12 protein-coding genes are annotated in these 12,513 nt (G+C 71.2%); 2 read left to right on the forward strand and 10 right to left on the reverse strand.

All coding sequences use genetic code 11. From position 1 onward, the window contains the following. Positions 1 to 13: 13 nt before the first annotated feature. The 10 genes from ACFCXS_RS06575 to ACFCXS_RS06620 all read right to left on the reverse strand — a co-directional run bounded on the left by ACFCXS_RS06575 (position 14) and on the right by ACFCXS_RS06620 (position 10,260). Positions 14 to 1,384 carry a cytochrome P450 gene (locus tag ACFCXS_RS06575; RefSeq protein ID WP_376641938.1) on the reverse strand — a complete coding sequence of 457 codons (1,371 nt, stop codon included), beginning with the start codon at positions 1,382 to 1,384 and terminating at the stop codon, positions 14 to 16. Continuing rightward, positions 1,381 to 2,466: an epi-isozizaene synthase gene (gene cyc1, locus ACFCXS_RS06580; protein WP_376641939.1), complete on the reverse strand. Its 1,086-nt coding sequence runs from the start codon at positions 2,464 to 2,466 to the stop codon at positions 1,381 to 1,383. The genes ACFCXS_RS06575 and cyc1 overlap by 4 nt, the downstream gene beginning before the upstream one ends. A gap of 295 nt (positions 2,467 to 2,761) precedes the next feature. After that, entirely contained in the window at positions 2,762 to 3,412 is a 651-nt protein-coding gene (gene def / locus ACFCXS_RS06585; protein WP_376641940.1) for a peptide deformylase, read from the reverse strand. Between the two features lie 128 nt (positions 3,413 to 3,540). Further along, complete coding sequence (locus ACFCXS_RS06590) at positions 3,541 to 4,521, reverse strand: tetratricopeptide repeat protein (RefSeq protein WP_376641998.1); 981 nt, start codon at positions 4,519 to 4,521, stop codon at positions 3,541 to 3,543. Positions 4,522 to 4,638: 117 nt separating this feature from the next. Next, complete coding sequence (locus tag ACFCXS_RS06595) at positions 4,639 to 5,919, reverse strand: HD-GYP domain-containing protein (RefSeq protein WP_376641941.1); 1,281 nt, start codon at positions 5,917 to 5,919, stop codon at positions 4,639 to 4,641. 62 nt (positions 5,920 to 5,981) lie between these two features. Further along, positions 5,982 to 7,319, reverse strand: a complete 1,338-nt coding sequence (locus tag ACFCXS_RS06600) for an HD-GYP domain-containing protein (protein WP_376641942.1) — start codon at positions 7,317 to 7,319, stop codon at positions 5,982 to 5,984. A 153-nt stretch (positions 7,320 to 7,472) separates the two neighbouring features. Then, a complete protein-coding gene (gene rsrA, locus ACFCXS_RS06605; protein WP_362245642.1) occupies positions 7,473 to 7,784 on the reverse strand; it encodes a mycothiol system anti-sigma-R factor in 312 nt (103 codons plus the stop codon). Continuing rightward, positions 7,781 to 8,467, reverse strand: coding sequence for an RNA polymerase sigma factor SigR (gene sigR / locus ACFCXS_RS06610; RefSeq protein ID WP_356920487.1), 687 nt, complete (start codon positions 8,465 to 8,467; stop codon positions 7,781 to 7,783). Before sigR ends, rsrA begins: the two co-directional genes overlap by 4 nt. A 310-nt stretch (positions 8,468 to 8,777) precedes the next feature. Beyond that, positions 8,778 to 9,443 (reverse strand): alpha/beta family hydrolase, encoded by a 666-nt coding sequence (locus ACFCXS_RS06615; RefSeq protein WP_376641943.1) that lies wholly within the window; start codon positions 9,441 to 9,443, stop codon positions 8,778 to 8,780. Between the two features lies 1 nt (position 9,444). Then, positions 9,445 to 10,260, reverse strand: coding sequence for an SOS response-associated peptidase (locus ACFCXS_RS06620; RefSeq protein WP_376641944.1), 816 nt, complete (start codon positions 10,258 to 10,260; stop codon positions 9,445 to 9,447). A gap of 104 nt (positions 10,261 to 10,364) precedes the next feature. Between ACFCXS_RS06620 and ACFCXS_RS06625 the strand changes: the two genes are divergently transcribed. Further along, positions 10,365 to 11,087 carry a M50 family metallopeptidase gene (locus ACFCXS_RS06625; RefSeq protein ID WP_376641945.1) on the forward strand — a complete coding sequence of 241 codons (723 nt, stop codon included), beginning with the start codon at positions 10,365 to 10,367 and terminating at the stop codon, positions 11,085 to 11,087. 107 nt (positions 11,088 to 11,194) lie between these two features. After that, the gene (gene aroA / locus ACFCXS_RS06630; RefSeq protein WP_376641946.1) at positions 11,195 to 12,511 is read left to right on the forward strand and encodes a 3-phosphoshikimate 1-carboxyvinyltransferase; all 1,317 of its coding nucleotides are present in this window, start codon (positions 11,195 to 11,197) and stop codon (positions 12,509 to 12,511) included. Positions 12,512 to 12,513: the final 2 nt, after the last annotated feature.

Consider the following 12,513-nt stretch of genomic DNA (forward strand, 5'->3'; position numbering starts at 1 on the left):
GGCACGGCTTCGGTCACCGCGCGACCGGCCGCACCAGCAGGTCGTGCGGCCGGAGCGTGATCCCCACCCGCGCGTCGTCCTTCGACCCCGCCACCTGCTCGAAGCGGTACCTGGTGGCCAGCGCCGCCGTGATCAGCGTCAGCATGGCCATCGAGAAGTGGTCACTCGGGCACTTGCGGTTGCCCACGCTGAACGGGCTCATGGCGTGCTTCGGGATGTCCTTGACCCGGTCCGGAAGCCAGCGGTCCGGATCGAACTCCAGGTTGCGCTCGTACGACCTCGGGTCGCGCTGGATCGCGAAGGGGCTGTAGATGATGTCCGCCCCGGACGGAATACGGTATCCACCGAGTTCCGTGTCCCGCACCGCCCGGCGCGTCAGAATCCAGACGGCGGGCCTCAAACGTATGCACTCGATCACGACATTGCTGGTGTGCCTGAGTCCTCGGACGTCCGTGAATGCCACCGGCCTCCCACCGGTGACGGCTTGCACTTCGTCGCGCACTCGGTCAGCGTGTTCCGGATGCTCCGCGAGCATATGCAAGAGCCACATGATCGTGGATGCGATGGTTTCGCTGCCGGGGGTGAGGATCGCGACGACCTGATCGTGGATCTCCTGTTCCCCGATCGGGTCGCCATTGTCGTCCTTCGCCTCCAGCAATGCCGTCAGCAAATCGTCCGGCTTTTGACCGCTTGCGCGGCGCTCGGCGACGATCTCGTCGACCAGGAGATGCAAATCGGCCAACGCCCGGTTGAATTCGCGGTTGGCCGGGAGCGGCAGGTTGTAGAGCGGCCCGAGCGGGACCACCATGCGCCGGTACATCCCCCGGAAGACGGTGGCGAGGGCGACGCACAGCCGCTCGGCCCGCTCGTCCATGTACTCGCCGCGCAGCAGGCAGCGGGCCGCAACGCGCACGGCCACCCGGAAGGACTCGGAGGTGCAGTCGATCGTCTCGCCGGTTTGCCAGCGCTCGGTGAGCGCGTGGGCCTCCTCCTCCATGATCGGGCCGTAGGCGGGGATGGCATCGAGCCGGAAGGCGGGCTGGATGGTGCGCCGCTGGCGCCGGTGCCGTGGACCGTTCGCCGTGGCCACGCCCTCCTTGCCGAGCAGGCCCTCCAGGGACTCCCACAACGGCCCGGCGATGATGAAGTCGTTGCTCAGCGCCAGGGCGCCGGTCAGGTCCGGGGTGGTGACCGCGTACACCGTTTTGGGTCCGAGCTTCAGCCGCACGACGTCGCCGTGGTCACGCAGCCGGGACATGAAGGCCAGCGGGTCGCGCGCCAGCTTCCAGCCGTGCCCGAGGACCGGGACGCCACCACCCGCCCGGGACGGCTCCCGCAGCTCCACGGCCGGCGGGGTTTCGGGCTTCACAGACTCGACGGTCATTTCTCACCTGCCGCTTCGTTGTTGACGTACGGGGGCGTGGACCGGTCGTCCCAGCTGTCGACCATGTACCGGCCGGACTCGTGGTGGAACCAGTAGACGGAACTGAACCAGTTCCTCATATTGCTCAGACAGGCCCGCACGGCTGCGCTCAGTTCCTTTCCCCGCACGGTGCCGTCGGCGAGTTCGTCGGCGAACCGTAAGGCTTCCTGCTCGACGTCGAGGAAATCGGTGATGCTTTTCTCGACACGGCGCCGGACTTCCACGACCGCCTGTTCCAGAGTCAGCCCCTCATGGGTGATGAGGCTGATTCCGAGGTTGTGCACCTCGTCGCCCGCGATCTCTTTCGGGAGCGAGCACAGATCGTTGTACCAGGCTGCGAATTCCTGGCTCAGCAGCGCTGCCTCCCGAAAGGCCGGGTGCTTCCGTATTCGGTCGGGAAGTTCACGGCCGGCGGCCGGCTCCAGCAGGTCCGTCCATATCCAGTGCGCGAAGGTGAGCCGGCGCAGCCGGAGGTATTCCTCGACCGTCGGGACGATGCCCTGCCTGCGATTGTGGAACTCCCTGTCGTACGCGTCTATCACCGCGTGGAAGTGCCGGGCGAACCGGAGGTTCCACGTCTGGGGCAGGAACGCGTACAGCCGCAGCACGCTGTCCGCGAACCCGGCGACCAGTGGGTCCTCGTGATGCAGGTGTTCCCCGGGGGAGTCGAGGGCCGCGTGGAGCCGGTCCCGCAGCAGCCGCCAGGCGGCGGGACGGCCGTGCACGATGTCGCGGTCGTGACGGTCGTCCCAGACGAAGAACCACGCGCTGTAATCGGCGATCGCCTGCATGACCTCGTCCGGGGAGCCGATGTAGTACCCCGCCATGAGGTCGGTGTAGCAAAGGCCGTCGGCATATTCCTCCACCTTGTCCGCAGGCATGAGCCGCTTTTCGAGCAGCCAGGCCCGGGTCTTCTCCTGGCACTTCGGCCAATACGGGTGGAGTTGCCGGGGAAACTCCGCCTCGATCACCGGAAGAGAGAGCGACGGTGGAACTGCGATGGTGACCGGTGTCGATGTGGTGCCGTGTGACAAAGCATGCACGAACTAACCCCTCTCAGCCGCCAGTTGGCGCGGGCGCCCCTCCCTTCGTGCCGGGCGTGCGCCGTTGCATACCCCGCTCATCCCATTCAGCACTACAACTGACCGTTCTGGGAACGTATTTGCTTCATTCACCACCCCGCAGCGCCGGGAATCTCCCGTTGTGTGACTTCCCGCGGATCTCCGGGAGAGCAGCAGCGGTCGGACGTGCGACGGACAGGCGAACGGCACAGAGGAACGGCGCCCGTCCCGGGTGGGAAACCCGGACAGACGCCGTGCTGCTGGTGAGGCCGAGGTCTCAGTCGTTGGCCACCACGGGGTAGCGGGGCTCGTTCTCGGCCATCTGCCGCAGGGCGTCCTTGCGCTCGCGCTTGGAGAGCCGGTCGATGTACAGGTAGCCGTACAGGTGGTCCGTCTCGTGCTGCAAACACCGAGCGAAGTATCCGGTGCCGCGCACCCGGATCGGGTTGCCCTTCTCGTCCTGCCCGGTCACCTCGGCGTAGTCGGGGCGGGCGAGCGGGGCGTACGCGGTGGGCACCGACAGGCAGCCCTCGTTGCTGTCGTCCAGGCGGCGCTTCTCGGCGGGCAGTTCGACGAGCTCGGGGTTGCAGACGACACCGGTGTGGCGTACGCCCTCGTCGTCGGGGCAGTCGTAGACGAAGACCTTCGCGTCGACGCCGATCTGGTTGGCGGCGAGGCCCACGCCCTCCGCGGTGCGCTGGCTGGCGAACATGTCCGCGACGAGCTGCTGGAACTCCTCGCCGAAGTCGGTGACGTCCTTGCACTCCTTGTGCAGCACCGGGTTCCCGACCACGGTGATGGGCCGCGAGGTCCCCCGCTCCCGCCAGGCCGCCTCGCGCTCCTCGCAGTCCTCCGTGTCGATCACGTACCCCTCGTCATCGACGGGGAGCACGCCCGCACGCTGCTGATCGGTGTCCTGCTGAGCCATGACGTTACGTACGCCTTCCTGAACAAATCCAAGCCGGGATGCAGATACAGGGTACGGGGAAGGCGCCCCCGTCAGGGGCACGGGGAACCGCGCGAACAGCCCCGACGGGCCCGCACCCGCACGACGGCCTAACAGACCTCTTCCAGATCCCGCCAGTCCCGGGAGTCCGGGCTGTCGGCCACCCACCCGTCCAGCAACCCCCGAACCAGCGAAGCCGGCGCAGCCAGCCCGCACTCCCGCTCCGGCACCCACAGCTGCCCGTCCGTGCGATGCCCCAGCGGCCCGGGATGCCCCGGCTCACTGTGATCGTGCGGGTCGAGGTGCTCCCCGTCGCCCTCGTCCGACGGCATACGCGACTCGGAACACATCCGGCACAGCAACCGCACCGAAGAAGACCAGTCCTCCGCGGCGAACCCGGCGTCCGCCGCCAGCTGCTCCAGCGCGTCCCGGTCCGACTCGGTCGCCGCCTCCAGCAGCACCACCCAGGTCGGCACCGGCGAGGGCGCCCACAGCTCGATCTCGTCGAACACCGGGTAGGTGTGCCCGGCGGCGGTCGTCCGCTCCCCGTGCGGCACACCGTCGTGCAGGACGACCTCGCCCCAGCGCCGTCCCGACGACGGCAGCGGAATGGACAGGACCTCGATCCGCGCGGGGTCCAGCCGCCGCCCCCACACCACCTCGGCCTCCCCCTCGGGGGACAGCCGTACGGCCGCGCTGCCGAGGTCCATGCCGAGGGGCTCACCGGAGTCGTTGGCCGCTCCCGGCACCCGCAGCCCGTAGGCCTGCCAGGCACGCCGGGCCAGCGGCCAGTCCTGCAGCCCGGTCGCCGCGATCCCGACGTTCCACCAGTCGGGCGCGCCGTTGTCCCGGTCGAGCAGGGCCACGGCCCGCAGTCCGGCCGCCCGCGCCTGCTCCCAGTCGTGCCGGAACTTGTGCAGCAGCGCGAGATTGAACCAGGACTCGGAAAGCCAGGGCTCCAGATCGGCGGCACGTGTCAACAGTGCGCCTGCGTCCTCGTACCGGCCGTCGCCGATGAGGGTGAACGCCCGGTCCGTGGCCTGCCGCCAGGAGGCGGAGGGCCGGTGCCGTCCCTTGCCGAAGATCCTCACGATTCCCGCCTGCCAGTTCCGTGCGGTGGGCTGGCCGTAGCTGTGTTTCGAGCCCCCGGACACCTTCTTCTTCGCATCCAACCACGTACGGCCTCGAGGGCGCTCATTACCCATGGGTTACCCAGCCACGGGCAGGGTCAGACTGCTCCTTGCCAGTACGCGGGCCAGTGATTCCACCACCTCCGGGGCGTACGTCCCGGCGGTGGCGAGCCGGAGTTCCTCCAGCGCCTTCAGCGGCCCGCCCGGCCCTCCTTCCCGGGACTTCTCCTCGTACGCGTTCACGACCCGGACGATTCGCGCTGCGAGCGGCTGCTCGGCGTAGGGGTCGGCCTGCCGCTCCACGACCACGGCCACCGCCTCGTCGACGCCCGTCTGCCGTACGACGGCCCCGCCGAGCAGGGCGATCCGCCGCTGCTCCGCGGCGGGCAGCGCGGCGGTGGCGCCCGCCGGCACCGGGTCGACGAGGCTCAGCTGGCCGATGTCGTGCATGAGCGCGGCGTATTCCAGGACGGCGAGCTCGGGCTCGGTCAGCCCCAGGTCGCGCCCCACCGCCTTGCTGACCACGGCGACGCGCCGGGCGTGCCCGGCCGGGGTGTATCCGGCGACCTCGGTGGCCCGGGCGAGGGAGGCGATGGTCTGCCGGTAGGTCGCCCGGACGGCGGCGTAGCGGCGGAACGACATCTGGGCGAGCAGCAGCGGCACGGAGAAGACGGGCAGGGCCCACAGCCCCACGACGGCGACAGCCAGCGCCATCACCGCCCCGGTGGCGATGACGGCGGCCCCGATGCCGCACACGGCCCGCAGCTCGTCCCGCAGCGCCGGCCCGAACGGCCGGCCGGTGCGGGTGTGGGCCAGGGCGGCGGCGAGCACCGCGTCGCACAGAGCGGTCAGGGACAGCAGGGCGAGCAGCAGCAGCGCGTAGGCGGGGCCGCCCCAGTCGTCGAACATGCCCCGGTTGTACGGGGGCTGGAAGCACACGGCGACGAAGCCGACGGTGAGCACACGACGTGCCACGTGGTCGAGTGTGGGCCCCTGTCCGCGGGCGACGTGCGGGACGCTGCCCAGCAGCGAGGCGGCCAGCACGACGGCGACGACCTGCATGGGGCCGTGGTGGGTGGCTCGCCCGCCGGCCTCACCGAGCAGCGCGTAGGACAGGGCCGCGGCGGCTCCGAGCGGTGCCGGCTCCCGGACCCGCGCGCCGTTGCGCCGGGTGAGCTCACCGACGGTGACGAGGACGCCGAAGGCGAGGGCGACCCGGCGTTCCTCGAGGCCGTCGTAGAGGGTGACGACGAGGGAGCCGACGGCGAAGAGGCCCGCGCAGGCGTGGACGAGGGTGAGCAGCTGGGGCGGCCGGTACGCGCTCTTCGGTGGGCTCCCGTACGGTCGCCGCGCGCTCATCGGTCCACTCCCGGACGGCCGGTGCGTGTTCAACGATCGACTCCCGGACGGCCGGTGCGTGTTCAACGGTGGGCTCCCGGACGGCCGGACAGGGGTGCGCCGGGCGGGGGGACCCGTGGTGGGCGGGTCTCCGCGTCGTCGGCGGTCACCGCGGGGTGCCACCCGGTCCGCCCGACGGCTTCGACGAGAGCGGCGACCATCACCGGGTCGAACTGGCTGCCCGCGCACCGCTCCAGCTCGGCCAGGGCCACGGCGACGGGCCGCGCCCTGCTGTAACTGCGGGTGGAGGTCATGGCGTCGAAGGCGTCCGCGACCGCCACGACCCGTGCGGACTCCGGGATCTGACGGCCCACCAGGCCATAGGGGTAGCCGCTGCCGTCGAGCCGCTCGTGATGGTGCAGCACGGCGGCGCGGGCCTCGCCGAGGAAGCCGATGCCGCGCACCATCTCGTGCCCGTATTCGGGGTGCAGCTCGATCACCCGCCGCTCCTCGGGCGTCAGCGGCCCGTCCTTCCTGAGCAGCCGGGTGGGCACGCCCAGCTTGCCGACGTCGTGCAGGATCCCGGCGAAGCGGAGCACCTCGACGCGTTCGTCGGCCATGCCCAGCTCGCGCGCGATCATCATGGAGGCCTGCCCGACGCGCTCGCTGTGCCCGCGGGTGTACCCGTCCTTGATGTCGACGGCCTGCACCAGCGCCCGGATGGTCGCCTGATGGGCGGCGCGTTCCCGGTGGTACTGCGCGAACGCCCACCAGGACACGCACATGGGCAGCAGCACGAGCAGCGCGGAGACCGGCCCGTAGGGGCTGCGCCACAGGACGGCCATCATCAGCCCGGCGAGGCCGTGCACGGCGATCGGGGCGAGCGAGCGTGCCACCAGTCCCCGCCAGGCACGCCGTACGGGCACCCGTTCCGCCACGGCCAGGATTCCGCCGTCGAGCAGCGCGAGCACCAGGCAGAACGCCAGCACGGCCGCTCCGGCCGGACCGAGGGCGTAGGGGACGTCGCCCGCGGCGACCGCGTCCGGCCCGCCGAGCAGCCGGTGCGTCCCGGCCGCGGCCCACAGCCCGAGGACGAGCTGGGCGGTCCGCCAGACGCGTCGCAGCGCCACGGGCCGCTGACCTACGTGCGAGAGCAGCGCGCCGGGCACGGCCACCAGCGCGGCGGCGGGTGCCGGAAGGAGGAAGGCACCGGCGAGCAGCACGGGGTAGAAGGTCCCGGTCGGGTGGGAGATCCCCACGAACCGGGACCGGGCGACGCGCTCGCATCCGGCGTACAGCCCGGCGAGCAGTACGACCGCCCACCAGGTGGTGTGGGTGTCCGGCCGCGGGAGCAGGCAGAACAGGGCGGCCGTGACGACACAGGCGATGTAGACCCGTGCCCGTGCCGGTACCGCTTCCATGAGCCCCTCCCCCGGCCAGGTCCGTCAGGCCCGGAGCCTAGGACGGCGGCAGGGGGTTCCGCGGGCCGATAACCCGCGGATTAGCACGTTCGAGTGACGTGTTCGAGGGGGACTACCCGCGCAGAGGTGGGGTAGTTGAAAAGTGCAGGAGTGTCAGGACTCCCGCGGCGTGGCGGGAGAGGCCGTGACGTCCTGCTCGGGGACGGCCTGGCCGGAGCGGATCAGATCGATCCGCCCCATGACCTTGTCCCGCAGGTCGCCAGGCACGTCGTCGTGCCCGCAGCAGCGCTTGACGAGCTTCTTCACGGCCTGCTCGAGCCCGTACTTCTCGAGGCAGGGCGAGCACTCCTCGAAGTGGTGCTCGAACTTCACGCAGTCCGAGTCCGGCATCTCACGGTCGAGGAACTCGTAGAGATGATCGAGGATTTCGCTGCAATCCGTCTCGTGCGGCTCTCCGCAGCTCATGACCCCGAGCCTTTCGCTTCGTTCGACTCTCCGGCACCGGCCGGCACCATCCCGCGGTCACGGGCGTAGTCCTCCAGCATGCCGCGCAGCTGACGGCGGCCCCGGTGCAGCCGGGACATCACCGTACCGATGGGTGTCCCCATGATGTCGGCGATCTCCTTGTAGGCAAACCCCTCGACGTCCGCGAGATAGACGGCGATGCGGAACTCCTCGGGGATGGCCTGGAGCGCCTCCTTCACGTCCGAGTCGGGCAGGTGGTCGAGCGCCTGCGACTCCGCGGAGCGCAAGCCCGTCGACATGTGCGACTCGGCGCGGGCGAGCTGCCAGTCCTCGATCTCCTCGGCCGCGGAGCGCTGAGGTTCGCGCTGCTTCTTGCGGTACGAGTTGATGAACGTGTTGGTGAGGATCCGGTACAGCCACGCCTTGAGGTTGGTGCCCTCGCGGAACTGGTGGAAGGACGCGTACGCCTTGGCGTACGTCTCCTGCACCAGGTCCTCGGCGTCGGCCGGGTTGCGCGTCATGCGCAGCGCGGCCGAGTACATCTGGTCGAGGAACTCGAGCGCGTCCCGTTCGAAGCGCGCACTGCGCTGCGCGGCCGTCTCGGCGGCCGTGCCGCCCTGGCCCTCGGGCTGCTCCGCCTGGCCGTGTTCGGTCCCTGCGTCGGTCCCAGTGACCGGACCCACCTCCTCGAGTGTTCTCGTGAGACCGAGACCGGTCTCACCCGAATCGGAGGATAGACGACGATCCGGTCCGCCCGCCGCCCGAACAGGGGCGGTCTTCGCCGCGTGCAGCACCGTCCAGTCCAGGTCGGCGCGGCTGCTGCGGGTCGAATCAGATTCTGCCGGGCGCAGCCCGTCCACGGGGTGGTGGCGGGTGACGGGCGGGCAGATGGTCGAACCCATGCGGCGGACTCCCTCTCCTACGACGTCGATGCTGGTCTCCAGCACGTACGTCCCGCACAACAGTGACCGCCGCCCCGGCATTCCCGAAGCTTTACCCGAGTGACCCGGCCCACTCCACGACCGCGTCCGTGATGAGCGCCACGGCCTCCTCCTGCGTGAGGTCCGCACGCTTGGGCACGGCGAAGCCGTGATCCCCGTACGGAACCTCCACGAGCCGGTACGGCCCCTCGGGGAACTCCTCCGGTTTGCCGAACGGGTCGTTCCCGCCCTGGACGACCAGGGTGGGCACCCCGGACCCCAGCAGTTCGTCCGCGCGGGACTTCTCGGGCTTGCCCGGCGGGTGCAGCGGGAAGCTGAGGGCGAGGACCGCGTGGGCGCCCAGCTCGGTGGCGGTACGGCAGGCGACCCGGGCCCCGGCGCTGCGCCCGCCGGAGATCACCGGCAGTCCGGACTTCGCCAGCGCGGGCCAGATGCCCCGCCAGCCGGTGTCGAGCGTCCTGGGCGCGGGCGCCAGCTTCTTCCCGGCCACCCGCCAGGGCTGCTCCACACGCGCCACGGTCACGCCGTGGGCGGGCAGGGCCTCGGCCAGGGCGATCAGGTCGCGGGCCTCGATGCCGCCGCCGGCGCCGTGGCTGACGGCGAGGACCAGCCGGGCCTTCTTCGCCCGGTGCCAGGTGATGCGGGCGGTTCCGGCGTCGGTCTCGACGGTCTCGGTGGTCACACCCGCCGTCTTCGTCACGTTGGTCACGTTCGTCACGTCAGAAGAGTGTGCCCTCTTCGGGCCCCTCCAGCTCCTTCAGCAGCTCCGGCCCGTTGTTGCGGACGTTGCTGACGGCCGTGGCGACCGGGTAGGCGCGCATCAGCCCACCGGGTGGCGGGGCGAGCAGCTCACGCAGGCCGTCGGGGTCCGTACGGGACGGGTCCAGCCAGGCGTCCCAGCGGTCGGGCGTCAGCATCAGCGGCATCCGGGGGTGGATCTCGGCGAGCGCCCGGGGCCCGTCGGCCGGGGACACCGCGAGGGGGCCCTGCTCGGCCTCCGTGGTGATGACCGAGCACGTCACCCACCAGGCCTGCGGGTGATCGTCCGGCAGCGTCTTGTCCCGCCAGAACTCGTACAGCCCGGCCATCGCGAAGACCGACCCGTCCGCCGGTGTCACGAAGTACGGCTGCTTGCGCGGCCGCTTCTTCTTGCCCTCGACCTCCAGCTCGCGCTCCTGGGTGCCGGTGACCCACTCGTAGTAGCCGTCGGCCGGCAGGATGCAGCGCCGCGAGGTGAAGGCGCGGCGGTAGGACGGCTTCTCGTGGACGGTCTCCGCGCGGGCGTTGATCATCCGGGCGCCGCCCTCGGGGGTCTTCGACCAGGACGGGACGAGTCCCCACTTCAGCGTGCGCAGCTGGCGAACCGGCCGCGGGTCGTCCGCGTCCTTCAGAGGGCGGTCCAGGACGGCGTAGACCTCTTTGGTGGGTGCCACGTTGTAGTCCGGCGCGAGGGTCTCCTCGGGCTCCCACTTCTCGATCTCGAAGACTCCTGCGAGATCCTCTGGCCTACGACTCGCTGAATACCGTCCGCACATACGTGCCACACTGCCAGGCCCACCCGTCGCCCGACCACCACCCCCCATCGACGGCGCTACGCGCCGGCCCCCACCGACTCGCCCACAGGGAGCCAACGCCTTACATGGACAGCACCGCAACCGCCTCGCTCGCCTCCCTCTGGGACGAGGTCTCCGGTACGCAGCCCGACCCCGACCTGTGGGTGGTGATCGCGACCCTGGGCGTCGCGCTCGCCGTGGTGATCCCGCACGGCCTGTGGCGCATCTCCCGCAACGCCATCACCATCGCCCACGAAGGCGGTCACGGGCTCGTGGCCCTGCTCACCGGCCGCACCCTCACCGGCATACGCCTGCACTCGGACACCAGCGGCCTGACCGTCAGCCGGGGCAAGCCCCACGGCATCGGCATGATCCTCACCGCGGCCGCCGGCTACACCGCCCCGCCCCTGCTGGGCCTCGGCGGCGCGGCCCTGCTCGGCGCCGGCCGCATCACGCTCCTGCTGTGGCTGGCGACGGCCCTGCTGCTCGCCATGCTCGTGATGATCCGCAACGCCTACGGCGCCCTGACCATGCTCGTGACCGGCGGCCTGTTCGTGCTGGTGTCGTGGCTGGCCGGCCCCCAGGTGCAGGCGGCGTTCGCGTACGTGGTGGTGTGGTTCCTGCTGATCGGCGGGGTCCGTCCGGCCTTCGAGCTCCAGGCGAAGCGGGCCCGGGGCGGTGCCGGGGACTCGGACGCGGACCAGCTGTCGCGGCTGACGCACGCACCGGCGGGGCTGTGGTTCTTCCTGTTCCACGCGGTGTCGCTGTGCTCGCTGATCGGCGGGGGCCGCTGGCTGCTGGAGATGTGACAGCCGGCCGAGGGGCGCGTGCCCCCGCGGGGTGCGCCTGTCCCAGCGGGCGCGACCGCGCCGACGGCGCCGCACTCGGAAGTCGGCCGGCTTATAAAGTGGGGGCCATGGCCCCGAACACCGCAGACACCGCCCTCTGGCCCGCCCCGCACGCGAGCGGAGCCGTCGACGCGACGGTCCACGTGCCCGGGTCCAAGTCGGTCACCAACCGTGCCCTCGTCCTCGCCTCCCTCGCCTCCGAGCCCGGCTGGCTGCGCCGCCCCCTGCGCTCCCGCGACACCCTGCTGATGGCCGGCGCGCTGCGGGCGATGGGCATCGAGATCGAGGAAGGCGTGGGCCCCGACGGCACGGGTGAGGCCTGGCGGGTGCTCCCCACGGGCCTGCGCGGCCCGGCCACGGTCGACGTCGGCAACGCCGGCACGGTGATGCGGTTCCTGCCGCCGGTGGCCGCGCTCGCCGACGGCCCCGTCCGCTTCGACGGCGACCCCCGTTCCTACGAGCGTCCGCTGACCGGCGTCATCGACGCGCTGCGTCAGCTCGGCGCCCGGATCGACGACGACGGCCGCGGCGCGCTGCCGTTGACCGTGCACGGCAGCGGCGCCCTGGACGGCGGCACGGTCGCCGTCGACGCCTCCTCCTCGTCGCAGTTCGTGAGCGCCCTGCTGCTGTCCGGCCCCCGGGTCAACCAGGGCGTCGAGGTCCGCCACACGGGCTCCACGCTGCCCTCCATGCCGCACATCCGCATGACGGTCGACATGCTGCGCGCGGTCGGCGCCCAGGTGGACACGCCCGAGTCGGGCGGCGAGCCGAACGTCTGGCGGGTCTCGCCGGGTGCCCTGCTCGGCCGGGACCTGGTCATCGAGCCGGACCTGTCGAACGCCCAGCCGTTCCTCGCGGCGGCCCTGGTGACGGGCGGCAAGGTCGTCGTGCCGGACTGGCCCGCCCGCACCACGCAGCCCGGCGACCGGCTGCGCGAGATCTTCACCGAGATGGGCGGCTCCTGCGAACTGACCGAGTACGGGCTGGTGTTCACCGGCTCCGGGTCGATCCACGGCATCGACGTCGACCTCGGTGAGGTCGGCGAGCTGACGCCGGGCATCGCGGCGGTCGCGGCCCTCGCGGACTCCCCGTCGACCCTGCGCGGGGTGGCCCATCTGCGGCTGCACGAGACGGACCGGCTGGCCGCGCTGACCAAGGAGATCAACGAACTCGGCGGCGACGTCACGGAGACCGCCGACGGTCTGCACATCCGCCCGCGCCGGCTGCACGCCGGGATCTTCCACACCTACGACGACCACCGCATGGCCACGGCCGGCGCGATCGTCGGACTGGCGGTGGAGGGGGTGCAGATCGAGAACGTGGCGACGACGGCCAAGACCCTGCCCGGCTTCCCCGACCTGTGGACCGGGATGCTCGGGGCGTAGGA

Origin of the sequence: Streptomyces sp. NPDC056373 (assembly GCF_042262425.1) — a bacterium.
Classification (GTDB): Bacteria; Actinomycetota; Actinomycetes; order Streptomycetales; family Streptomycetaceae; genus Streptomyces.

What these genes read in the sequence shown, in the direction of transcription:
- ACFCXS_RS06575 (WP_376641938.1), bottom strand. Translation starts at nt 1,384, where the DNA reads ATGACCGTCGAGTCTGTGAAGCCCGAAACCCCGCCGGCCGTGGAGCTG.
- def (WP_376641940.1), bottom strand. Translation starts at nt 3,412, where the DNA reads ATGGCTCAGCAGGACACCGATCAGCAGCGTGCGGGCGTGCTCCCCGTC.
- ACFCXS_RS06595 (WP_376641941.1), bottom strand. Translation starts at nt 5,919, where the DNA reads ATGAGCGCGCGGCGACCGTACGGGAGCCCACCGAAGAGCGCGTACCGG.
- ACFCXS_RS06600 (WP_376641942.1), bottom strand. Translation starts at nt 7,319, where the DNA reads ATGGAAGCGGTACCGGCACGGGCACGGGTCTACATCGCCTGTGTCGTC.
- rsrA (WP_362245642.1), bottom strand. Translation starts at nt 7,784, where the DNA reads ATGAGCTGCGGAGAGCCGCACGAGACGGATTGCAGCGAAATCCTCGAT.
- ACFCXS_RS06620 (WP_376641944.1), bottom strand. Translation starts at nt 10,260, where the DNA reads ATGTGCGGACGGTATTCAGCGAGTCGTAGGCCAGAGGATCTCGCAGGA.
- ACFCXS_RS06625 (WP_376641945.1), top strand. Translation starts at nt 10,365, where the DNA reads ATGGACAGCACCGCAACCGCCTCGCTCGCCTCCCTCTGGGACGAGGTC.
- aroA (WP_376641946.1), top strand. Translation starts at nt 11,195, where the DNA reads ATGGCCCCGAACACCGCAGACACCGCCCTCTGGCCCGCCCCGCACGCG.